Source organism: Methylomonas sp. TEB, from assembly GCF_047777895.1.
Lineage (GTDB): Bacteria > Pseudomonadota > Gammaproteobacteria > Methylococcales > Methylomonadaceae > Methylomonas.
Genome location: NZ_CP180476.1, coordinates 3,641,118 through 3,665,405, shown reverse-complemented (window position 1 = coordinate 3,665,405; position 24,288 = coordinate 3,641,118). Strand labels below are relative to the sequence as shown.

Below are 24,288 nucleotides of genomic sequence, written 5' to 3'. Positions count from 1 at the left end.
GCTACTTAATCAGTTTTCCTCTGAGTCGGCATAAGAATATGCGTCGTATTGGCTGCGATATTCCGGTTGCTGACCGTGGCTGAACTGGTCGTTCAATGCTTGTACCAGATCTTTGGTTTGTTCTATGAGACCGTTCAGTTTTTTGCGGTTTTTCTTGTTTTTACCGACGGGGTCGGTGATGGGCATTAAAATTCGCCAGAAACTCAGGCTTTTTTCAAACAAACCCGCCAAGTCTTCACTGAGATTCAATTGTTTCTGCCGCTTGTGCAAGTGCTTGATCAGGAATTTGGCATGCACGCGGCTGACGATTATATGTAGCGGCGTCAATAAGGCAATCAGTGTCGCGAGGATGGCCGGGCCGATAATCGGGTCGATCAGTAGTTCGAGTATCCCCACCGCAATTTCCGCAAATAACATCAGCATTACGATAAAGCCCAGCACAATGAGGGTGGAGGCGTTGCATCTGTCCTTCCAGGTGGTTAACGCTTCTTCCACTTCCGAAAAAATGGTGTCGTCGATGGCGCGGATGCTGTTTTCCAGCGTGCCGAGTATGCGGTACGAGCGGTCGTTATAAATGTTGTTGAAGCGCTGATCGAACAGCGAAGTATCGCCCGATTGCGATAACACAATAAATTGGCCGGTGTGGATGCCCAGTTCGGCCAGGCGGCGTTGCCAGGATGCGGCGATTTCCTGGCTTTTCAGCGCATCGATCATTATTTCGGAATGATCGATCACGAAAATGAATTTATTGGCATCCTGGTGAGCAACGATCTCTGCTAGGGTGTCCTTGATCAAATCGGCATCGGCCTCGAACAAGTCGTTAAATACCAATACCAAATCGGAGATGCCTATCACGTATTTTCGCAACAGGCCGGAGACTGGATTTTCCGTGGCGGGATTGAATACCGGCGTGTCGATCAACAGTTTGTTTTTTAATTTGCTGCTATTGACCGTGACCAGTTCCAGATAGCCGTTCAGTTTGCTGCCTTCGCCGTTGGCGACCAAATCGATTTGACGGCTGATTTGATAGAAAGGTAAGCGGTGGTCGGCGTCCAGTGCGGTGCCGGGTAGCGTCGCGGTATTGGTTTGTGGCGTATATTGCAGTACGGTGAATTTATGGCGGGCGGTGTGTAGTTGCACGCCCAGGTAACGATTAACAAAGTCTGATTTGGCGGGCGAATAACCGCCCAGCGTGCTGACGATGGGCCACCAACTGGTTTTGCGTGCGGTGGTCTCGTCGTTATCGATCAACCCCAGTTCAAACTCGATTTCATCCAGGTCCTGGAATATCTTGGCGGTTTTTTGCAAAACCGGATCGTTCGCCGCGAACTGCCGTTCAAGATTGCTCAGGTGTTTACTTACCGTTTTATCCGCCATTAGATATGAACCTTCTCTGCTTGTTATTGAGGTTAATCAGACGGCGGGAGTATACACCGATGGCATTTAAACGGATAAAAAACCTGCCGGTTTTTGCCGGTCAAAATGCCCCGGCAAACGGCTGCCGCAAATACCAAGCTGCGCCGAAAATGGCGGCTTTCCGGCCGCGCTTATTCTCTAATATCCAGCTCCTTGATTTTGCGGGTCAAGGTATTACGGCCATAGCCCAACAATAGTGCTGCTTCGTGTTTGCGGCCATGCGTATGATTCAACGCGGCCTCGATCAACAGGGTTTCCAAGGTGGGGATAGCCTGCTTGGCGATGTCCACTTTACCGGTCGATAATTGCTGCTTGACCCAACTTTTAAACTGGCTTTCCCAATCTCCCGGTGTTGTGTCGCTGGATGCGGAATCGCCGCTATTGTGGGTCAGTTCCGGCGGTAAATCTTCCAGATGAATTTCCCGGCCCGAGGCCATCACCGTCAGCCAGCGGCAGATATTCTCCAATTGCCGCACGTTGCCTGGCCACCTCAAGCCGCTTAAAAATGCCTCGGTTTCCGGTTTTAACAGTTTGATTTCGGTATTCAGTTCCTTCGCGCTTTGATAGAGATAATGCCGCATCAACAAGCCTATATCCTGCCGGCGTTCGCGCAACGGTGGGATATGAATTCGAATCACGTTCAGGCGGTGAAACAAATCTTCGCGAAACCGGCCTTGCGCCACCAACGCTTCTAGATCCTGGTGGGTGGCGGCAATGATGCGCACGTTGACTCGCACTGAGGTATGCGCGCCCACCGGATAAAACTCGTTATCTGCCAGCACCCGCAGCAAGCGGGTTTGCAATTCGGCGGGCATGTCGCCGATTTCGTCCAGAAACAGCGTGCCGTTATTGGCTTGCTCAAACCGACCGATGCGCCGGGCTTGGGCGCCGGTAAACGCGCCTTTTTCGTGGCCGAACAGTTCCGATTCCATCAAATCTTTGGGGATCGCGGCCATATTCAAGGCAATAAACGGCTGGTCGGCGCGCGGACTGTGGCGATGCAGGGCTTTGGCGACCAATTCCTTGCCGGTCCCCGATTCGCCATTAATCAATACGGTAATGTGCGAGCGGGCCAGACGGCCTATTGCTCGAAACACTTCCTGCATGGCCGGCGCTTCACCGATGATCTCCGGGGTTTCCTCGACGGTAGGCGGTGCTTGCACAAGGTCGCTTTGCCGCTGTTTGCTGTGCGCGCAGGCACGTTGCACGGTTTCGACCACTTCGGTAACGTCGAAGGGTTTGGGCAGGTATTCGAAGGCGCCGCCGTGAAATGCCGACACCGCGCTTTCCAGATCGGAATGCGCGGTCATCACGATCACCGGTAAATCCGGATAACTGTTTTGAATGTTCCGCAGCAACTCGAAGCCGTCCATGCCCGGCATGCGAATATCCGTGATCAGCACTTGCGGGAGTCCGCTGGGGAGCGATTTTAGCAATTCGTTGGCGCTGGCGAAGCTTTGGGTATGCACGCCGGCTTTCTGCAAGGCTTTTTCAAGTACCCAGCGGATGGATTTGTCATCATCGACAATCCAGACCTTGTCAGGTATTTGCATGATTCGTCTCCAAAGGTAGGTAGATGGAAAATACGGTATTGCCCGGCTCGCTTTCGCATTCAATCAAGCCGTTATGCTGGTTGATCAAAGATTGAGCAATCGACAGGCCAAGTCCGGTACCCTCGGCGCGGCCGGTGATCATCGGATAAAAAATCTGCCCCATCAGCTCGGGTTTGATGCCGGGGCCGTTATCGATAATATCGATTTTAACAGTCAGCTTGTAGCGTTTTCGACCTATGGTCATATGCCGTTGCACCCGGGTTTTTATCGTAATCACGCCATGGTTTTGCACGGCTTGCACGGCATTGCGGACAATATTCAGAATGGCCTGGATCAGCTGATTTTTATCGGCGAAGATCTCCGGGATGCTCGGATCGTAATTGGTCTGCAGCATAATGCCGTGGGCGGCCTCCACCGTAACCAGGTGCCGGACGCGCTCCAGTACTTCGTGAATATTCAGCTGGCTTTTATGCGCGGGTTTGTTGGGGCCGAGCATTTTGTCCATCAGATCCTGCAAGCGGTCCGATTCGGCGATAATGATTTGCGTATATTCCTTTAATTCAGGATCTTGCAATTCCAGGTCCAACAATTGTGCTGCGCCGCGCAAACCACCTAGCGGGTTCTTGATTTCATGCGCCAGGCCGCGCACCAGCATGCGGCTGGTGTTTTGCTGGGCCAGCAATTGTTCTTCTTTGGTGATCCGCAAATGCCGGTCTACCTGTTGCAGTTCGATCAGGATTTCGCTTAATTTCCCATCCTCGAGCAAGGGCGTGGCGCTGAGGTTAACCGTAATCGATTGGCTGAGCCGTTCTAGGATTAATTCTCTATCGACCAGCGGCTCGAGCAAATACAAGCGCGGTAATAAATCGTTAAATAGGGTGTTATGCGCGGTTTTGAACAGTTTGTGCGCCGTTTGGCCGAGCAAATGCTTGGCGCTGTCGGCAAGCAGCATTTCGCCGGCTGGATTGATATAGGTCAGGCGCAAGTCCTTGTCGAACAGCAGGATTGCTTCGTTTAAATGATCCAGTATCTTTTTGTGCACGGGTTAATTTAAGTGTTAAGAGTTGTAGTGAACAAGCAATTTGTACGCCAAGCGTAAAGTTGCCTTATTGCTTCATTTGTCTGATAAAAAACGGCTCTAATGCACAATATTAGTGCGTTCGCCCAATTTGATGGTTCATGTTAGTGCAAGGGTGGGTGCGGAGTGGGATTTTTATCGCTATTCCGGCTTTAAGCCTTATGCTTAGGAATACGATCAATATCGATTAAGGCGGCTAAAATGTTTGGGAACCTTATCAGCAGCTCGAATACGCGGTTATGTGCCATATGATTGCACAATATTGGTGCATAAAAGGTTGGATTGAATCAAGCGAAGTTCCGGGGTAAGAGTGACCCATTCAAGCCGTTTGCATCTTGTATTCTGGTCGCTGTTCCCGCGGAGATGATGGCGTTATGGGTTTAAGGGCTAGTGAATAAACCGGTAGGTGATCTCTGGCAATGGCACACTTTGAACTGAATTGGTGCGCCTTTCGGCATCGGTAACCAGGCTGGTGCGTCAGTCGAACAGCTGCTTCGCTAATTCGGTGCGTTTGTCGATTGGCGGCTAGTCTGCGTAATCAACGATCAATGGCGCATGGTCGCTGAAGCGTTGCTCTTTAAAAATGCTGGTTGACTGTGCACGATTGGCGATACCCGGCGTGGCGACTTGATAATCGATACGCCAACCGACATTTTTGGCCCAAGCCTGACCACGATTGCTCCACCACGTGTAGCAGGCGTCGGTAGCGTCGGGATGTAGTCTGCGATAAACATCTACCCAGCCCAGCTCATCATATATTTGGGTCATCCAGGCCCGTTCCGCCGGCAAAAAGCCGGAGTTTTTCTGGTTGCCGCGCCAGTTTTTCAAATCGGCTTCCTTATGGGCGATATTCCAGTCGCCGCAAATCACTACTTCCCGGCCGCTGGCTTTCAAGTCGGCAAGATGCGGATAGAAGCGTTCCATCACGCTGTATTTGACGGTTTGTCGCTCTTCGCTACTGGAGCCGGAAGGCAGATACAGGGAAATGACCGATAGATTGCCAACTTGCACTTCCAGGTAACGGCCCTCGCTATCAATGTCGGCATAGCCCAAGCCCTCAATGACGTTATCGGCCGGCTGTTTGCTGTAGATACCGACGCCGCTGTAGCCTTTCTTTTCGGCATAATGAAAATAGCCGTGCAGGCCTTTCGGTGTCAGCATCTCGGCTGTCATATCGCCGGCCTGGGCTTTAAGTTCTTGTAGGCAGACGAAGTCTGGATTTTGGGTGTCTAACCAGTCGTAAAAACCTTTTCTGGTTGCCGACCGAATGCCGTTTAGATTGGCGGAGATGATGCGGAGCATGGACTTTGGTTGGGGAATAGGTTAATAAACTGCGTCGCAGTTTAACAGTTTCGATGCCATCGTCCCAAAGCGCTTACGGCCGCTTGGCCGACACTCCGCGCACGTCTGTCGGGAATGAGGCTTTAGCCCTTACTCAACAATTGCCGGGCGCGTGCGTCCGCACCGGAAGGCAGCTGGTTCGGGCCGATTTTTATCCAGGCCACGATGTCCTGCCAGGCGGTGGGGGCTTGTAGGTCGCGGAGCAGCATGTGGTAACCGTTCTGGTAAATGGCCACGGTTTTTTCCGTGGTATCGGTGGTTAGCATTTGTTGCAAAAAAGCGTAGGTCGGTTCTTTGGGGATGACTTCGTCTTTCTCGCCGTACAGCATCAAGGTATGAGCCCTTAGCGAGTTTGCACTATCGAACGCCGCATCCATCAGGTTGGTCAAGCCGTAGACCGTTTCCACGCGGGTGGCCTTGATCACCATCGGATCGCGGCCCATCGCCCGCAACATATCGATATTATCCGACGGTAGAATTTCCAGGCCGCTGCCGGTCAAGGTCAGCCAGGGCATGCTATGCGCCAGTGTCCATAGTAAGCTGGTTTGATACCAGGGCATGGTCGATCTAGCCCATAGCGCCGGCGCGGCCAGGATGATGCCGGCGACGTCCGGCATGTTTTCCTGCTGCATGGCGGTGATCACAATCGCGCCGCCCATGCTTTCGCCCAGCAGGTAAAGCGGTTTGTTTGGGTAGCGCTGTTTCAGCAGTCGGGTTAATTGTTTTAAATCCTGCGCGTATGCATCACTGCCGGCCCACAAACCGCGTTGCGGCGCCGCGCCGAAACCGCGTTGGTCGTAAGCGAAACAGGCGATGCCGAGTTTGCTGAAATAATTGCCCGGCGCATCGAAAAAGTGACTGTAATCGTTGAAGCCGTGCAGCGCGATGATCACTGCATTGGGCTCTGCCTCGGGCAGCCACCGCCGTAGCGGCAGACTTGCGCCGTCTTCCGTGAGAAATGTATTTTCTCCCAGCTGTGCGGTGTTGATTTTGGCGCCGGGCGGATAGCTCATCGGCATGCAGCCGCTCAGTGAGAGCAGCACTAACAAGCCGGCCAGGGCTCTGGCGTGCTGCATGCGTTGTCGATAGGGTTTGCGAGCGTTCACTATTTCCAAAACAAGATTGTTCATCGCTAACACATTATTTCAGTATTGAATTTCCCAAAATATCCCCGAGTGTGATGCGCAAAACGGGGCATTGTTCCGGTCAAACTTATCTTAGCTGAAGCGGATGGCCAATTTTATGACAATTCAGGAATGGCTAGTTTCCTGTTATCGAACTATTCATCATCCCACAATACGGGAAATGCTTTACGCACCCGCTCGATGGCTTCTTGATCGACATTTTTGCCACGCAAAGCCAGTACCAGCGCGTAAACATCCTGAGTGCTGACTTTAAACGTGCGTTTGGGATCAGCTTTAACGGCGCTCGATAGGTGTTTGATGGCCGTGCGGAACGGCAAAGGCTTGGCGGCCGGTTGCGCTGGCCGAGACAGTTCGCTTTCGATAATCGCTTTTTCGTTGCCGGGCGGTGCGTTTAAGGCTTTACGCAAGATGTCGCGGGCCCTGGCCCAGGATAGCTCTCCACCCGCCAGTTTTTCGCGCATGGCTTCCGTCGTCAGTGGCGCGTAGCGAATGATGTCGTCAATCCAGCTGACGCTTTTGTCGAAGAATTCGGCGATGCGCTCCCTGGACCAGTTGGCATTGTTCAAGTAAATCACCGTTTGAAAATAATCGGTGATGCGGGTATCGACCCGGTCGGAATTCAGCTTCAGATTCAGTGCCTTGATCTCGTCCGGATCGCCGGTGACGATTCTGACGTCCACTCTGTCGAAATAGCCGGGATTGGCGCGGCGGATACCTTGAATGGCTTCCATGCGGTGAAAGCCGCCGACCAGATAATATTCGCGGTTGTTGCGCTCCCACACCACTAACGGTTCGAACAAGCCATTGACCACGATGTCTTTTTCCAAATGCGCGACTTTCGCCCGATCCAGTTCTCTGTGGTTGGTGAGGGTGTGGTGAAATTCGATTTGGTCGATGGGAAGATATTCATAGCGTTTGGTGGCTAGCATATTCGATTCTCCGAGAAAGCGGGGTCCGCCTCGGGGTGTGTCGGCCTGGTGCCTATTCCCTTGTCCGGGCAGATAAGCAGCCACCATCGCATTTTTTCTAACGAAATTCAATCGTTTGGTATTGGCGATACGCGGCTCCTGCGGACGGTGGACGGCTTTGCGAGGCTAACCGAGTACTTTCATCATGATGGATAAGTAGTCTGTATAACCGATGGCGGCGGCCATGATAATTAGCAGCATGCCCTGAAAAATCGGGCGCTGCACAAACGGTTTATAGGTACCTTCGGCGTAGCGTTCCGCCAACTCGGAGAGGCTGGTCAGTTTACCGGCGAGGGATGAATCTTTCACTTTGCCATGATTGGCTATCGATAATCGGCGCAGGTTTTTCATGGCGTTTTGCTCGGTTTCATCCGCTAACGCTTTCAGGCGGAAGTCGCAATAGAACAAGTATGCGATGCAAACGCCGATCACGATCAGCAGACCGGGCGGCGTATGCCAGTTATCGAAATAACTCATGCGCGCCAAAACCATCAGAGCGGCGGCGAATAGCGGATACGAGATCAGGCGGCTTGTCTGTTGCGTCATATCGCCGACCAAACGTATCGTCACCCAGTCCTGAAGGTACGTTGCATCGATATTCAATGTGTCGCTGTATTCCTTCGTCATGGACGCCGGCCAGGGCGCCGCGCGCGGAATGGTGCGGATAAACTGGATGATCGCTTGCGCTGCCTCGGTGACGCTGATCATCAAAAACAGGAATGCCGGCACCAAGATCGCCTTCAGCAGGATTAAATCGAGGTAATAGACGAAAGGGCCGCGATACGGCGTAAAAGGCACGCCCAAGGACAAAATCACCACAAACGATAAGATCCACGCTAAAAATGTCAAAATGCTGATTCGCCTAACATGCATATTTCGTTTCAGTCGCCTGTCCAAATATCTATCATGCGCGTAACAGCGATTGTCGGCGGATACGCCGAACTTACCGCTGAAGTTCAGCTGTTCCCAAAGCAATAGCGGAAACTTGGCGGTTTCGATAACCCAATACACTGTGACAACCAGTGCGGCGAAGCGGATTGCCTCCGTCGACCACATGCTTACGCCTTCGATTAAGGCCAATGGTTCGGTTTGTGGGGTATTGAGCACGAAAGCCGCTAGTCCGCAGCCAATGGCGAAAGCGGTTAGCAACCAGACTCTTTGCCGGCGCAGCACGGCGGCTTTCACCGGGAGTTTGGCGGCAGTCGCGATTTTGATTTTGCGCCGAAAATACAGCCCTAGCCCGATCAATACGAATGCGCCGATTAAAATTTTCAATGTCAGGCGCGGAAATCTTGAAAACGGTTGCGCGGCTGCCGAATCCGGTGTCGGCGCGGTGTCGCTGAGATCGCCTCCGGATTGTATCAGGGTCTCCATAGGCCCTAAGGCATCACATTCTTGCTGTTCGGTTTTGCCGGTGTCCGTGTTGAGAGGGAAAGCTTTGCTGCGGCCGATTTCATGCAAGGCGGGTTGATTGAATACCTTGCTGTCCAGCAATTGTTGGCGCTTGGTCGTATCGCACGCAGTTGCTGCGCCAGTCGCTTCGGAGGGCTCATGGTTGGAATCCCACAAGGCCATTTGCGCGGCTAAAAAATATGCAGTTTGATAGCTGTCGCGGAACGGCGGGATACGAGTTTGTAATGCCGGCGGTAATTGCAAACCGAAACTCGAGACAACAATCAGGTTACGAGCCCACTCGTTTTGCTCCGGGTGTAGAAGTCGGGCATCCATCACGTTTGTGAAATACCAAACATCCGGAAATTTGGCATGCAGCGCTTGCAGCACCAGTAGTTTGTCGTAGACATCGCTGCCGAGGATGCCGATGGCACCTATGGCTTGGTCGTGGTCTTCCAGTTCCTGTTCCAGTTCTTCAACCCTGTCGGTTAACCGGCGCATGTAATCAAACTGACTGTCGCCGTCGGCATGCTCCATGGCTTTGGAAGCCTCGGCGGCACTGTTGGTATCATTGTTGCCGGATTTGTTGCCGGTGCTGGAACTACTTTGGCCGCGCAGGGTTTTGCCGTCCAAGCCTCGGAAATAGGTGTATTGGTGTACGTATTTTTGCAAGTAATTCGCGCAACCCGCTGTTGAAATCATGGGGTCGCGGCATGCGCCAAACGAGTGTTTTGCGTTCATGGCGGTTTCGACTAACGCATCGGCAAATGTGGTGCCAATATGGTAGGCGTACAGTGATTCGGTTTCGGAGATCAATACCACGTGTTTAGTGGGCTTAGCCAGCTCGGCTTGGTCGCCGATCCGTACGCCGCGGAGTTCCAGTTCCTGGCTCAGCGCGCCCGCCAGCTGGCTGTCGGTCGCCGTGGTGCGGAGGAACGACAGGTGATTCTTGAAGTGCTCGGCCAAGTTGCTCGGTTGATGGGCCGTTGCCGCTTGGTTGCCGTACATTAATTTACCTTCATCGACCGTTGCTCGGGGCGAATACATTCGAAACAACGGCGCGTCCTTGGGCTTGCCAACTTTCAGTGCCTCGCTCGCCATGGCTTGCAGATCGTCCGAAGTTGCCGGTCCCAGTACGTTGAGCTCTAGCTTGTTGTTTTTCTCGTAAAGTTTGCGCAAATTTTTGAAAAGATCTTTTAGCGGCTCATAGCCGAAGGCTTTGCTGTCAAGGTATAGCAGCAAAATAGGCGGATGTTTCTCCGTTTCCGGACTCCGGGCCATCGGTTGGGCTTTCCAAACCAAATGTTCGAATGCGATCAAGGTACTCGATTTGTTCAGCAGGTAATTGACGTAACCGATATGCTCCTCGTCGCTTGGGCCGTACTCTTGTTTGGAATTGCCGATTAACCCTGATAATACCGCGTAGCGGATACGGCGCCGGGTTTCCACGTCTTCTTGATAATGACCATTGGGCATTAGTGTGGCGATGACGATTTGCCGCCCGTCGGGAATGTCTTCCAAGTGGGACTGAAGGGTTTTTATCAATTCCTTCTGGTCTTTATATTGCTGATACCCCTGACTATTCACATTTTGGTTGGCGATAGCTTCGAATGGATCTTGCCACAAGCGCGCGTCTACGTCGGACTTAAAGCCGGCTTGTTGCAATTGCGATAAGGACGCTTTATTGGGTCTGGAATCGTTGAAAGGGCTTTGGCCTACGAACAGGCTGCCGCCCAAAATGATCAATAGCACGCTTAATAAGTTAGGCGAGATCGCTGTGGATTTGTTTTCTCTAGACATAAGCGCCAATCTCTGATTGCGATGGAGAGTAGTGGGGCATACCCGGTTGTGCAACTAGACTAACACTAGAGGTTTTCGGCTTCAAAGGCAGAAACTAACAACGTTTTTTGTAAAATTACACTATCGATCAGGGCGTGGATTCCAAATTTCGCGAACCGAGACCGTAAAATCCATGTTTATTTTCGCAACAACCAAGGATTGCCGCCGATAGCGGTGAGGTTGGTGGTCAGGGTTTGTTCGTTGGCGAAGCGTTGCAAGTAGTGGGGGCCGCCGGCTTTCGGCCCGGTGCCGGACAGGCCCATGCCGCCGAACGGCTGCACACCCACCACCGCGCCTATCATGTTGCGGTTGATGTAGATATTGCCGACCCGCGTGTGCTGTTGGATATAGTGCATATTGGCGTTGATGCGGCTGTGAATGCCCAGTGTCAAGCCGTAGCCGCTGGCATTGATGGCCTCGACCACTTTTGCCAGCTCGTTGGCTGGGTAACGGGCAATATGCAGGATGGGGCCGAACACTTCGTGGTCAAGGAAGGATAGGGCCGGTATTTCCGCTAACGTCGGTGGAAAAAAACAGCCGTTTGTTAGATCGTCGGTCAAGGGCAGTTGATATAACAGCTTGGCGTCGTGTTCAAGCTTCTCGATGTGCTGTTGCAGGGCGGCTAACGCGCGTTGATCGATAATAGGGCCGACGTCGGTGGCAATATCCAGCGGTGAACCGACCCGCAGCAAGCGCATCGCGCCGATCAAGCGGGCAATGACGCTGTCGGCGATAGCCTCGGGTAGAAACAACACCCGTAACGCCGAGCAGCGTTGGCCGGCGCTGTTAAACGCCGATTGCATTGCGTCTGCGACCAGCTGTTCCTGATGCGCCGAGCTGTCGGCGATCATCGCGTTTTGCCCGCCGGTTTCGGCAATAAGCGTGGCGATGGCGCCGTTACGACTCGCCAGTTGCCGTTTGATCAGATGGGCGGTGGCACTGGAACCGGTAAACGCCACGCCGGCGACGCGCTCGTCGATCAACAAGTGCCGACCAATCTCGGCGCCGTCGCCCGGCAAAAACTGCAGTACCTGTTCCGGGACGCCGGCGCTATGCAACAGGCGCAAACAGGCCATGGCCGTTAATGATGTTTGTAGCGCCGGTTTCGTGATCACCGTATTGCCGGCCACCAACGCGGCGGCGATTTGGCCGATGAAAATCGCAATCGGAAAATTCCACGGACTGATGCAGACAAACACGCCGCGCCCGACACTAAATAATTGATTGTCTTCACCGGTTGGACCCGGTAAGCGGAGTGGTTGCGCAAATTGTTCGACTGCGCAGGCCGAGTAATACCGGCATAGATCGACCGCTTCTCTGACTTCCGCCAGCGCATCGCGCACGGTTCGGCCGCCTTCGCGTATGCACAGCGCCACCAATTCCAGGCGCTGCTGTTCCAATAAATCCGCCGCTTTTTGCAGATACCCGGCGCGGGTTGCAACCGGGCATAAACGCCAGTCATCGAACGCGCGCGTGGCTTGTTGCAAGGCTTGTTCTATATCATTTGCGGAACTGAACACCACCTCGCCAACTAGGCTGTGTTGGTCGTGCGGGCTATAAACCGGATGCGGTTCGCCACGCATTTGTTGACCAGCAATCAATGGTGCGGCTTGCCAAGTCTGGCCCGACATGGCAGCCAATTCCTGTTGCAACTGCTGTAACACTTCGGGATCGCTCAAATTCAGCCCCTCCGAATTCCGGCGTTGCGCGCCGAATAACTCAGCGGGAACCGCAAGCGGTTTAGATTCCACCTTGTCTAGCTGGACCAATGGATCGGCGGATAGCATGGCGGCGCTAATCGCCGGATTTTCGATTTGATTGATAAACGAGGTATTCGCACCGTTCTCCAGCAAGCGTCTGACTAGATACGGCAGCAAATCCCGGTAACTGCCGACCGGCGCATAGACGCGGCAATTGATCGGGCGTTGATTGAGCAATTCATCATACAAAGCGCTCCCCATGCCATGCAGACGCTGGAATTCAAACCCGGGGTGGCCTTTGCCGAGCTCGCCAATCGCCGCCACGCTATGGGCGTTGTGGGTGGCAAATTGCGGATAAAAAGCCTGAGGCTTTGACAGGATCAGCCGAGCGCAAGCCAGATAGGACAAGTCGGTGGCAGGCTTGCGGGTGAACACCGGGTAGTCGTCCCAGCCGTTTTCCTGGGCGCGTTTGATCTCGCTATCCCAGTACGCGCCTTTTACCAAGCGAATGGGAATGATGCGCTGCCGCGATTCGGCCAATGCCGCCAGCCAATCGATCACCGCCAACGCGCGTTTTTGATAAGCCTGCACCGCCAGACCAAAACCAGGCCAAGAGGCCAGCGCCGGATCGTTAAACACCGCCGCGAAAATATCCAAAGACATATCCAGCCGTTCGGCTTCTTCCGCATCGACAGTCACGGAAATATTCGCCTCGCGGGCCAGCTTGGTCAAAGCCAACAGCTTGTCGCTGATTACCGGCACCGCATAACGCTGCTGAAATGGCTCATAACGCGGATATAACGCCGACAGCTTGATGGAAATGTCGGGATTGGCGAATAACTCGGCGTTCGCTGATTCGGCTAGAGATTCAATGGCGCGGCGATAGGCCGCGAAATAGCGTTCCGCGTCCTCTTCGGTCAGGGCTGCTTCGCCGAGCATATCGAAAGAATAGCGGTAGGCCGGATTGCGGCCGGCTCGTTCGATAGCCGCGTTTATGTTTTCGGCGATGACGAAATGTTCGGCCATATGCTGCATGGCTTGCTTGATCGCCGTGCGGATCAGCGGCTCGCCCAGACGGCTTAATAATCCATCGACAACCCGCTGCCGAACCAGTTCTTCCATTTTGCCGCTCATCCATAACGCACCGCTTGCCAGGTTAACCGACAACGAATCGCTATGCAGCCAGTGGCTATACCAATCGGCATCGGCGAGTTTGTCGCGCAAGAACAGGTTTTGCGTGTCGCTGTCCGGAATCCGCAGCAGGGCTTCGGCGATGCTCATCAACACGATGCCTTCATCGCTGTTCAGGCTGTATTCGTGCAAGAAGGCTTCGAAAATGCCGGGCTGTTTGTGTTTGGCGCGTACCGCTTCTATCAAGGCTTGCGAACACGCGCATATTGCCTGGCTATCGTAATCTCCCAACCTGGCGATCAGGCTGGCGATGGCTTGCGGCTCTGCTTGGGTAAATGCTTGATTGATGCGCCGGCGCAGTTTGGCTAAACGGTTGGCGTTGCTCATGGCTATCACCTGTTGGACTGACACCCATAAGCATACCGCTATCCGGAAAAACCGGCTGGCTTGTTGGACCGGGTTTGCTCTGCTACTGTTGATGCTAACGCGCTGAACGCGAGGAGGTTATATGTCAGGCAGAATTGATTTTACGATGGGTGTTAACGCCGGAAAAACGGCCAAGGCCGGCGGCGACAGTAGCTACCGGGTTTATATTTTCGGCAATTTTTCCGGTGCCGCCGTGCCTTGGGAGCAAAGCAAAATCCGCAAAATCGATGTCGATAACTTTGAGCAAGTGCAGGCGCAAGTTACACCGACACTGGAAGTCAGTTCGGGCATCACGCTGCAATTTCCGGCGCTGGAGGATTTTCATCCCGATGCCTGGTTGGGGAAAATCAAGCTGCTGGCCGATTTGCGGACTTTAAAATCGGAACTGGGCAACCCCAATACCGCCGCGCAGGCGGCGGCGAAAATTCAGGCCTTTTTTCCCTCGATAAGCGCCAGCGAACCAGCCGCCCCCGCATTGGCAACGGAAAGCCAGGAGGATATGCTGGAACGCCTGCTGGGGAAAAAACCGGAAGGCGCGGTCGCGGCATCCGATTCCTTGGATAGTTTGTTGAAACAGATTGTGGAGCCGCATGTCGCCAAGGACGCTAATCCGCAGCATCGGGTTTTAATCGATGTGATCGACGCCGCCACCGCACAGTTTGTGAAAGCCCTGTTACACCGGCAGGATTTTCAAGCGTTGGAAGCTTTGTGGCGGGCGACGTATGAGTTGGTGCATGAAGAAGCCGCCGACGCGCAACAACTCTATTTGCTGGATATTAGCCAAGCCCAATTGTTGGCGGAGTTGGAAAAAGGCGGCGAGAGCGTGGTTCAGCGTTTGCAGCAACATATTCAAACCGGTGACGGCGAGCAGGATGTGTTGATCGTGGCCGATTATCTGTTTGCCGATAATGCGGACGACAAAGCCTTGCTCGGTTATTGTGCGGATTTAGCCGCTAAATGCGGGGCGGGTTTTCTGGCGGGCGCAGGGAACGGTTTGGTGGTCGAGGCATTGCAGAATCCGTCGGATTGGCTAGCATATCGCCAACAGATCCAGGCCGATAGTGTGATCTTGACCTATCCCCGCGTGCTGATGCGTTTACCTTATGGCAGCAAACGCGATCCACTGGAGAGCTTGGCGTTTGAAGAGTGTAGTAATATCCCGCAGACCGACGAGTTGTTGTGGGGAAATTCGGCCTTTTTAGCGGCCAGGGTGTTGTTGAGAGCTGCCCAGGATGACGCCACCGCGGAGCAATTCTTTTTTGCCGATGTGCCGGCGTTTAGCTACGAACTGGACGGCGAGCAGGTATTGCAGCCGGCGACGGAAGTGGTGTTGAACGAAGTGCAGGCGAATAATCTATTGGCGCAAAACATCATGCCGGTAGTCAGCTATCGGCAACGGCAAGGGCTGCGCTTACTGGGGTTAGACACCCTGGCTTGATCGGTTTTGACCAAGCTGTGCCCGCATCTTTTCCCTATCCAGCTCGCCTTCCGAATGCGACACCACTATCGTCGCTACCGCATTGCCGACGATATTGGTCAAGGCCCGCGCTTCCGACATAAAGCGGTCTATGCCCAGGATCAGCGAAAGTGCCGCGACCGGTACCGCCGGCACTACCGCCAGTGTAGCCGCCAAGGTGATAAAGCCGGCGCCGGTGACACCGGACGCGCCTTTGCTGGTCAGCATCGCTACCATTAGCAAGGTCAATTGCTGCGATAGGCTTAAATCGACGTTCAAGGCCTGGGCAACGAATAGAGCGGCCATGGTCAGATAAATATTGGTACCGTCCAGATTGAACGAGTAGCCGGACGGTATCACCAAGCCCACCACCGAACGCGAGCAGCCCAGTTTTTCCAGCTTATTCATCAGCGGCACCAGCGCCGATTCCGACGAAGAAGTGCCCAGAACCAGCAACATTTCTTCCTTGATATAACGCAGCAGTCGAAAAATATTGAAGCCGGTCAGCGCGGCTATGCTGCCCAGTATCAAGACGATAAACAACGCGCAGGTCAGATAAAAGCTACCCATCAGCGCGGCCAGCGGTTTCAATGCCGCGACGCCGTATTTGCCGATGGTAAACGCCATCGCCGCGCCGGCCCCGAACGGCGCCAGCTTCATGATCACGCTCATCATCGCAAAAAAGATGTGCGAGCATTCTTCGATAAACACATACACCGATCTGCCGGCGCTGCCCATTTGCTGCAAGGCAAACCCAAACAACACCGCCACCAGTAACACTTGCAGCAAATCGCCGGAACCGGTGAAGGCGTCGGTAAAGGTTTTAGGGATGATGTGCAGCAAAAAGTCGGCGGTGCTTTGCTGGCTGGCTTGTTTCACATAGCCGGACACCGCCTGCGCATCCAGCGTGGCCGGATCGACATTAAAGCCTTGGCCGGGCTTGAGCAGATTGGCCACCATCACACCCAGCGCCAGCGCGAAAGTCGAGACAATCTCAAAATACAGCAAGGCTTTGACGCCCACCCGGCCAGCCTTTTTCATATCGTCGGCACCGGCGATGCCCAGCACAATAGTGCAAAACACCACCGGGCCTATCAGCATCTTGATCAGGCTGATAAAGCCGTCTCCTATGGGTTTGAGCGAGATAGCGTGTTCGGCGTCCAGGTAACCGAACAGGCCGCCGGCAACGATAGCCAATAGAACCCATAGATAAAGCCGGGCGGAGGGGCTGGCTGCTTGTGACGATGGCGGTTTGCTGACGTTTTCCGAGTTCATGGTTTAGCGCGTGGCTCTTAGAATGTAGCGCGGGTGTTGAGCGCACTATCGGTTAAAAGCTGCGCGTATGGCAAGGATAAGTTACGAGGCCAACAGCCCGTCTTACGATGGTAGCGAATCGTTCGTCGCCAACTTAAACCACAAGGCTATGGTGGACTCTATTAATGCAGTAAAAGGCTGCTGGAATCTTTTTGACTTAGATAAAGCAACTGTTAGCGCCTTCCAGTTATTTGTCTTCCTTCTTGTCAAACACCCCGCTGAAGCTAAAGCCAATATCGATTTTGCCGATTTCCTCGATCACTTTCTGGCTCAATTCATCTACCGGCTTATCGGAAAACACCGCGTAGCGCATTAGATTTTCCGTGTAGGTTTGCTTGTCTTTGTATTGGCTGTAAAACGCAAACATCAACGCCGCGATGCCGGTAACGGTGGTTTGCACAATCGCCGATTTATACCATTCGCGCTCGCCCAGCCGGTCTTTCAACAACACCCCCAGCGAAGGCCACAAAAATACCGCCACCGCCGAAATCAGCGACAGCCAGAAAAACACTTTATTTAAAATCGCATAACTCCTGGCTTTAACATACAAATCGTAAATCAACACCAGCTTGCGTTCTTCGTCTACAGTTGTAGGCTTTGCCGTGCCCGTTGAATCCGTCTTACAGACGGCGGTTTTGGCGTAATCCATCAGCAATTTCGCGCTGGTTTGATTGGGGTTGAGGATGCCCACCACATCTTTCTCGCAGGATTCCGATGCGCAGCCGCTCAGCGCAAGCAGTGCCACCGTGATCAACAGAAACTGACGCATGGTTTTGCTCCGTATCGATTTAGTGGGGCAATTGTGACATAAGCGGGTTGATGGATTGACCGTAAAATTATGCGCGGCGAGATTTGGGAACGATATTCCACGAATTGGCAAAGCAAAAGGCAGCGAGATTGTGGAGGGTCATTTGATGGCGAGTTACTTTCACATGTGCCTGAGCATTCCGCCGAAGTATGCAGTATCCAATGTGGTGGGTTTTATCAAAGGTAAGAGTGCGATTTCGATTGCGCGGACGTTCAGAGGAAAGACGAAAAACTTCACCGGGGAAAACTTTTGGGCAAGAGGCTTCTTTGTATCAACGGTCGGTCTTGATGAAGAGATGGTTCGAAATTACATCCTCGAGCTGGAACGTGAAGATGAGTGTTACGAGCAGTTAAGCCGTTGGAAAAATTGATCGCCTTCAGGCGATTCCCGTATCCGTCCCTTTGAGGGGCGAACAATAATAAGCCACCGGCTCCGCCCAATGCCGTTAAGTTAAGAATTAACCGTTCGTCCTGAGCTTGTCGAAGGGCGGATGGCTAAGCCGTCCTTGGTTCGACACATCATGAACGGCTTAACTTAACGGCATTGCGCCTCCGCCGGGGGGATTTACCTGTCGCATACATTCAGGTCGCATATATCAAACGGCCTTCTTCACTCCTGTCTAAAATCAAGATCACATTTTTACTACTGACAATCAGATGTTAGACTAACGAACGATTGACATTTATTTTTTGGCTAATTTCTTTTATTGGAGGTGATATGGCAACGCTAAACAAACTATTTAAACTATTTATTTTTTCGACGGCAATTGGGTTAGCAGGCTGGTGAAAAACTCGAAAAGCCAAGTAAGCTAAGGCATAGATGAGGGGCCAACTGTTAAAATAGGCTACCTAAATTTGGAGCCTTTCAATGCGCGGACACGATGCCATTCAAAACAGCTGGTTCAGCTATGTTAGCCTGGAAGACCGTATTCCCAAACAGCATCCGTTGCGTCGTTTACGGCTACTGGTTGATGGCGTATTGGCCTCTATGGATGCCGTCTTTGCCGAGCGTTACTCGCACACAGGCCGTCCCTCGATTGCCCCTGAAAAACTGCTGCGCGCCTTGCTGTTACAAGTCCTGTATACGGTCCGTAGCGAGCGTCAGTTGATGGAACAACTGGACTACAACCTGTTGTTTCGCTGGTTTGTCGGTCTGGGCATCGACGACGCCGTGTGGGAACGCACAGTGTTCAGTGCCAACCGCGAACGTCTGTTGTCTGAAGCCCTGAGTCGCGAATTTTTTGAGCGGGTACTGGCCATAGCCGAATGGCAAAATCTGGTGTCCGACGAACACTTCAGCGTCGACGGTAGCCTGATTGAAGCCTGGGCCTCGCACAAAAGCTTCGTCAAAAAAGATGGTAGTGGTCCCGATAAACCCGCCGGCCGCAATCCCGAGATCGACTTCAGTGGCGAAAAGCGCAGCAACGCCACCCATCAAAGTACAACCGATCCCGAAGCCCGGCTTTACAAGAAAGGCGAATACACCGAGGCCAAACTGCGTTACATCACCCATGCCTTGTCCGAGAATCGCAACGGCCTGATTGTCGATGTCGAAACCACACAAGCCACCGGCACCGCCGAAATCGAAGCCGCGCAAAAAATGATCAAACGCCGCGTGCCCCAAGGTGGCAGCGTCGGTGCCGACAAAGGCTATGACCAACCGGCGTTCGTCAACGGACTCGAGTCCCGTGATATCAAAGCCCATGTGGCCCGCAAAAAGATTGGCAGTGCCGTCGACGGCCGCACCGCGCGCGGCAAAGGTTACGCCCAAAGTCTCAAGCGCCGCAAAATCGTCGAAGAAGCCTTTGGCTGGGTCAAAACGGTCGGCGGCCTGCGCAAAACCCGTCACATCGGCTTAGCCAAAGTCGCGGGTCAGGCCTTGTTTTGCTTTGCCGCCTACAACCTGACGCGCATGCTCAACCTATTGGTGTTCACGCCGAAACCGGCGTGGAGTGCACCCGCCTAGGGTGAAGTTCGCCTGAAAACCGTCCACAGACGGCTTCAGGCGAATAAAAAGCCCTTGAAACCGGGGCAAAACGCTTGAAACTCGATGTCATGACCGATTTCAACTCGAAAAAATCACGAACATCGTGGGTAAGGGGAAATATCGGCGGGTTTTTCACCAGCCTGTTAAGTGTTTCCACGCCAACTCGGGCAGCGCCGGTTTTGTCGTTTCAGGCACAAGGAGGGGTGGACATTTCTAATTTATCTGTCGGGCAATCCTTTGGTTTGGATATTGTTGTTTCAAACATTTCTAGCGAGCGATACGCTTATATAATCGGCGATATCAGCTTCAATCCAGCTATTTTCAGCTACAACGGCCGAGCGGCCGGCTCCGTAATACCTTCTGGGGTGAACGGAGCAGCATGGCTTGCCGGAGTCTCACCGGCCACTGTGCTATATTTCGGTGCTTACGGCGGATACAACGGCGAGTCTGGCAGAGGGTTAGCTACCAATGGTGTGCTGGGCACGCTATTTTTAACGGCTTTGACCCAGGGTTCAGGCCAATTTGTTATGAGCAACATCGAAGCTTTGGATGATGTTACCGGCAGTGCATTGCCAATTACCGGCGCGTCGGCTCTTGATTACAGTGTCGATCCTGTAACGTCCACCGTTCCCGAACCAACGACTTTGAGCTTAATGCTGTTGGTTGTTTCTGTTTCTGGTTTTAGATGGTTATCCACGCAGCGATTACTACAAACAAACGGATCGGTTGCTTAAATAGTTGTAAAAAAGAACAGGCTGGACTCGAATTCATTTGACATTCCAGCCTGTTTTCCAACGAATCTTGTCATTGTTTTTAAGCCCGGTAGGGTACGCACCGCGTACCTTCAGGCTTTTGCCACCATGATGGCTCCAATGGTACGCGGTGCGTACCCTACATCTGGTGAAGTTTCCGGAGTCGGGCACGCCGATGCCGGAGCTTGGCGACGACATTCGCCGGGTGGTCTATCAACAATACAGCTTTGTTTACCGTTTAAACGGTGATGCCATTGAGATTTAACCGTGTACCGCGAAAATCAACCATGAACGCCGATTGATTTTTTTCCAAACGGTCGTGAGTTGAATTTGAGCTAGATTTGCCGACAGGTACTGGAGTAATCAACTAAAGCAACCCCGGTAAGATCAACGACAAAAAACTCTCGATTTACCAAGGCCACCCCATGCAAACTCCCTCAAACAAACTCTACTGCACCGCCCAAATCCGAGAGGCCGAGCGTTACGCGATTGATGAGCTGGGGATTCCGGGCCGGGAATTGATGCGTCGGGCAGGTTTTGCATTATTTGAACAGATCAAGCTGCGCTGGCCGGAACAACAATCCGTTACGGTGTTTTGTGGCGGAGGTAATAACGGTGGTGACGGCTATGAGGTGGCTAGGCTGGCTCTGCAGGCGCACTATCGGGTAAGCGTTTACGCACTGTCTGATCCGGCCGGTTTACCCGGCGATGCGCTCAGCGCCTATCAAGATTTCTTGCAGGCCGGCGGCGTTGTAAGCGATTTTGAAGTCGGGCAATCCAGGCTGCAAGGCGTGATCGTCGATGCCTTATTCGGAATTGGTTTGAGTCGGGAAGTCGGGCAAGGTTATGCGTTAGCCATCGCCGCGATTAACGATTCAGACTGTCCGGTAGTTGCCGTGGATGTACCGTCCGGCTTACACGCCTACACCGGTTCCGTGTTGGGTTGCGCGGTTAAGGCCGATGTGACGGTGACTTTTATCGGTTTGAAGTGCGGCTTGTTTACCGGCGCAGCGCCGGAATATTGCGGCGAGATTATTTGCAATAATTTGGATATCGACGCGGCAGTGTTGGCGGCAATGCCCCCGTTCGCCGAATTGCTGGATAAGTTAGCGTTACCGCGTCGTCCGCGGACGGCGCACAAAGGCCATTTCGGTCACGTACTGCTGATCGGCGGCAATCTGGGGTATACCGGGGCCATACGCTTGGCGGGCGAGGCGGCCTTGCGTTCCGGGGCCGGTCTGGTTAGTATCGCCACCCGCGTTGCGCATAGCGGGCTGATCAATATCGGCCGGCCGGAGTTGATGTGCCACGGCGTGGAATGCGGCGAAACGCTGCACGCCTTACTGGATAAAGCCAGCGTCATCGTGATCGGGCCCGGCCTTGGTCAGGACGATTGGGCCAGGGAAATGTTTGGCACCGTCATGGGTCGCGATAAGCCTTGCGTGCTTGATGCCGACGCGCTGAATTTGCTGGCGGAGCAACCGCAGCGCCACGACAACTGGGTTTTAACACCGCACCCCGGCGAAGCCGCGCGCTTGTTGGCATGTAATACCCGGCAAATCTCGGCAGACCGCTTTGCAGCCTTATCGGATATTCAGAGTCAGTACGGTGGTATCTGTTTGTTAAAAGGCGCCGGTACCTTGATTAGCAACGGTGAAGCGGTATATGTCGGCACCACCGGTAATCCTGGCATGGCCAGCGGTGGCATGGGCGATGTGTTGTCCGGCTTGATCGGCGGTTTGCTGGCGCAAGGCTTGAGTTTGGAGCAGGCGACTAGGCTGGGTGTTTATGTGCATGGCGAAGCGGCTGATAGTCTGGCTGCAGAATTGGGCGAGCGCGGCTTGTTGGCCGGTGATTTGCCGGAACGAATCAGGAAATTATTGAATTAATGAACATCACGCTAGAAACCCCCGAAGATACCGAAGCGCTTGGCGCCGCGCTTTGGCAAGCCTTGCCGGCAAAATGTCTGCTGTTTTTGTACGGCGATTTGGGTGCTGGCAAGACGACGCTGGTGCGCGGCTTATTGCGCGCTGCCGGCCATACAGGCGCGGTGAAAAGCCCTACTTACACCTTGGTCGAGGAATACGAAGTCGATGGTCGGCGCTTGTTTCATTTTGATTTGTATCGGCTGAAGGACCCCGAGGAACTGGAATGGATGGGCATGGACGATTATCTCAACCAAAACGCATTGTGCTGCATCGAATGGCCGCAAATGGGTGCCGGCTTTCTGCCCAATGCCGATGTGGAGGTTAGCTTGAATTATTTTCAGCAGCAACGTACCGCTGAAATCAATGTGTTAGCAAAAAATCGGCTTGGCGAAATAAAACTAAACTGGAAAAACAATAACCTACTGCTATAATTTCAACGAAGTTGTCACTAGTGGAAATGTGGGGTATGCAGCAGATGTCTAAAACTTTCTGGATATGGGGTTTGTTATTACCCACGTTTTCGGTGCTCGCGGCTCAGACTGAACTGGGTCCGATCAGTTATTCATCCACCAATCAACTGCTGGTCAATTTGCCGAGCACGGTCAAGCATCATGCGTTTGTGTTGAAAAGTCCTAATCGTCTGGTTATGGATTTTAGCGATGCCAAAATGGCGCAGGATTTGAATCAACCGGTTGCGGATCATCCCTTGTTTGGTTTTGCCCGCAGCGCAATGCGTAACAACAAGGATTTGCGTATCGTCGTCGAATTGAAAGCTGATGCGGACGCCAAAGTCGCGATGGTCGGTAAGAATTTACAAATCGATTTGGCGGCAAAAGATCAGCCAGCGCAGCCGCAATTGACAGCCAAGCCGGCGGAAAGAGCATTTACTCCGGTTGCGGCGGTTAAAACGGAAAAGCCGACAGCTACCCCCGAGGTTGCTGCTGCCGAAAAAGCCGATAAATCCACTAAAAAATCCGAGACCACTGCCAAACCTGTCGCGGTTAAATCGGTCGCCAAAGCCAAGGGTCGTCACATCATTGTGGCCATCGACGCTGGCCACGGCGGTAAGGATGTCGGTGCGCAGGGCGCGAACGGCACTCAAGAAAAAGACGTGGTGTTTGCGATTGCCAAGAGTCTGCAAGGTATGGTCAACAGCCAGCCGGGTATGAGAGCGGTGATGATTCGCGATGGCGACTATTTTGTGAAATTAAACGAACGCCGCCGTATTGCCCGCGCGGCCAAGGCCGATTTGTTTGTGTCGATACATGCCGATGCGTTTAGCGACAGTCAGGCGCACGGTGCTTCGGTTTATACGTTGGCCAATAAAGGCGCGTCCAGTGCCGGCGCCACGTGGCTGGCTAATAGCGAAAACGCGGTGGATGGCGGTGCCGCCGAGGACAGAGATGACACCTTGACCTCGGTGTTGATGGATTTATCCAATAAGGCGGCGAAGGAAGCCAGCCAAAACATCGGTAACAAGGTGTTGAGAAGCGTGAAGGGTGTTGGTCATTTGCATCGCAATACCGTGCAAAAAGCCGGATTCGTCGTGTTAAAGTCGGCGGAAATTCCGTCGATTCTGGTGGAAACCGCTTTCATTTCCAATCCGGAAGAAGAGCGCCGTTTAAACACCAAGGCTTATCAAAACAAAATGGCCTCGGCGGTATTTAGCGGGATCGTCGGCCACTTTAAACAATATGCGCCGGCCGATACGATGATGGCGCAGCTGAATCGTTCCGGCAAATCCAAAGCCGTGCAATTGGCGGCAGTGGATGTGGATGACAATGAACCGGTGGCTAAAGCAAAACCGGAACAAAAACCGGTGTTGGCGGCTAGAGAGTTGGATGCGGCTCCAGCCACAATCGCGAGCAACAGTGCCGGCACGCATCATGTGATTAATCGCGGCGAAACCCTGTCAGGCATCGCCCAGCAATATGGCATAAGCATGCGAGCCTTGCGGATGGCCAATGCGATGAATGACGGCAATGTTCGGGTTGGTCAGGTGTTGCAAATTCCGCATGACAGCTGATTAAACTATCTTAAAGCGGGGCGAATCAT

At 53.2% G+C, this 24,288-nt stretch carries 17 protein-coding genes and 1 pseudogene; 8 read left to right on the top strand and 10 right to left on the bottom strand.

Annotation, left to right across the window (positions count from 1 at the left end):
- Window positions 1–9: 9 nt before the first annotated feature.
- The 8 genes from ACMXD4_RS16325 to putA all read right to left on the bottom strand — a co-directional run bounded on the left by ACMXD4_RS16325 (window position 10) and on the right by putA (window position 13,950).
- Window positions 10–1,377, bottom strand: a complete 1,368-nt coding sequence (locus tag ACMXD4_RS16325; RefSeq protein WP_171694659.1) for a hypothetical protein — start codon at window positions 1,375–1,377, stop codon at window positions 10–12.
- Window positions 1,378–1,547: 170 nt separating this feature from the next.
- Window positions 1,548–2,969, bottom strand: coding sequence for a nitrogen regulation protein NR(I) (gene ntrC, locus ACMXD4_RS16320; RefSeq protein ID WP_415878772.1), 1,422 nt, complete (start codon window positions 2,967–2,969; stop codon window positions 1,548–1,550).
- Complete coding sequence (gene glnL / locus ACMXD4_RS16315; RefSeq protein ID WP_033157300.1) at window positions 2,956–4,011, bottom strand: nitrogen regulation protein NR(II); 1,056 nt, start codon at window positions 4,009–4,011, stop codon at window positions 2,956–2,958. The genes ntrC and glnL overlap by 14 nt, the downstream gene beginning before the upstream one ends.
- 561 nt (window positions 4,012–4,572) lie before the next feature.
- On the bottom strand, window positions 4,573–5,349 hold the full coding sequence (locus ACMXD4_RS16310) for an exodeoxyribonuclease III (protein WP_415878771.1): 777 nt from the start codon (window positions 5,347–5,349) through the stop codon (window positions 4,573–4,575).
- Between the two features lie 122 nt (window positions 5,350–5,471).
- Complete coding sequence (locus ACMXD4_RS16305) at window positions 5,472–6,464, bottom strand: lysophospholipase (RefSeq protein ID WP_415880843.1); 993 nt, start codon at window positions 6,462–6,464, stop codon at window positions 5,472–5,474.
- Between the two features lie 203 nt (window positions 6,465–6,667).
- A complete protein-coding gene (locus tag ACMXD4_RS16300; protein WP_033157303.1) occupies window positions 6,668–7,462 on the bottom strand; it encodes a ParB/RepB/Spo0J family partition protein in 795 nt (264 codons plus the stop codon).
- A gap of 165 nt (window positions 7,463–7,627) precedes the next feature.
- Entirely contained in the window at window positions 7,628–10,693 is a 3,066-nt protein-coding gene (locus ACMXD4_RS16295; RefSeq protein ID WP_415878770.1) for a hypothetical protein, read from the bottom strand.
- 176 nt (window positions 10,694–10,869) lie between these two features.
- The gene (gene putA, locus ACMXD4_RS16290) at window positions 10,870–13,950 is read right to left on the bottom strand and encodes a bifunctional proline dehydrogenase/L-glutamate gamma-semialdehyde dehydrogenase PutA (RefSeq protein ID WP_171694664.1); all 3,081 of its coding nucleotides are present in this window, start codon (window positions 13,948–13,950) and stop codon (window positions 10,870–10,872) included.
- 121 nt (window positions 13,951–14,071) lie between these two features.
- On the opposite strand from putA, the gene ACMXD4_RS16285 reads away from it, so the two are divergent.
- Window positions 14,072–15,427 carry a type VI secretion system contractile sheath domain-containing protein gene (locus ACMXD4_RS16285; RefSeq protein WP_171694665.1) on the top strand — a complete coding sequence of 452 codons (1,356 nt, stop codon included), beginning with the start codon at window positions 14,072–14,074 and terminating at the stop codon, window positions 15,425–15,427.
- Here ACMXD4_RS16285 and dctA read toward each other — a convergent pair.
- Complete coding sequence (gene dctA, locus ACMXD4_RS16280) at window positions 15,410–16,720, bottom strand: C4-dicarboxylate transporter DctA (protein ID WP_171694666.1); 1,311 nt, start codon at window positions 16,718–16,720, stop codon at window positions 15,410–15,412. The two genes, ACMXD4_RS16285 and dctA, sit on opposite strands and share 18 nt — an antisense overlap.
- A 226-nt stretch (window positions 16,721–16,946) precedes the next feature.
- Entirely contained in the window at window positions 16,947–17,528 is a 582-nt protein-coding gene (locus ACMXD4_RS16275; protein ID WP_415878769.1) for a hypothetical protein, read from the bottom strand.
- A 74-nt stretch (window positions 17,529–17,602) separates the two neighbouring features.
- Here ACMXD4_RS16275 and tnpA point away from each other — a divergent pair.
- The 7 genes and pseudogenes from tnpA to ACMXD4_RS16240 all read left to right on the top strand — a co-directional run.
- Window positions 17,603–17,937 (top strand): annotated as a pseudogene (tnpA, locus tag ACMXD4_RS16270) (IS200/IS605 family transposase); the annotation flags it as partial.
- Between the two features lie 497 nt (window positions 17,938–18,434).
- The gene (locus ACMXD4_RS16265) at window positions 18,435–19,532 is read left to right on the top strand and encodes an IS5 family transposase (RefSeq protein ID WP_415878136.1); all 1,098 of its coding nucleotides are present in this window, start codon (window positions 18,435–18,437) and stop codon (window positions 19,530–19,532) included.
- A gap of 74 nt (window positions 19,533–19,606) precedes the next feature.
- Window positions 19,607–20,287 carry a PEP-CTERM sorting domain-containing protein gene (locus ACMXD4_RS16260; protein WP_415878768.1) on the top strand — a complete coding sequence of 227 codons (681 nt, stop codon included), beginning with the start codon at window positions 19,607–19,609 and terminating at the stop codon, window positions 20,285–20,287.
- Between the two features lie 148 nt (window positions 20,288–20,435).
- Window positions 20,436–20,570 (top strand): hypothetical protein, encoded by a 135-nt coding sequence (locus ACMXD4_RS16255; protein WP_415878767.1) that lies wholly within the window; start codon window positions 20,436–20,438, stop codon window positions 20,568–20,570.
- Between the two features lie 160 nt (window positions 20,571–20,730).
- The gene (locus ACMXD4_RS16250; RefSeq protein WP_415878766.1) at window positions 20,731–22,194 is read left to right on the top strand and encodes an NAD(P)H-hydrate dehydratase; all 1,464 of its coding nucleotides are present in this window, start codon (window positions 20,731–20,733) and stop codon (window positions 22,192–22,194) included.
- Window positions 22,194–22,664 carry a tRNA (adenosine(37)-N6)-threonylcarbamoyltransferase complex ATPase subunit type 1 TsaE gene (gene tsaE, locus ACMXD4_RS16245; protein WP_415878765.1) on the top strand — a complete coding sequence of 157 codons (471 nt, stop codon included), beginning with the start codon at window positions 22,194–22,196 and terminating at the stop codon, window positions 22,662–22,664. Before ACMXD4_RS16250 ends, tsaE begins: the two co-directional genes overlap by 1 nt.
- A 44-nt stretch (window positions 22,665–22,708) precedes the next feature.
- Window positions 22,709–24,259 (top strand): N-acetylmuramoyl-L-alanine amidase, encoded by a 1,551-nt coding sequence (locus tag ACMXD4_RS16240; RefSeq protein WP_415878764.1) that lies wholly within the window; start codon window positions 22,709–22,711, stop codon window positions 24,257–24,259.
- Window positions 24,260–24,288: the final 29 nt, after the last annotated feature.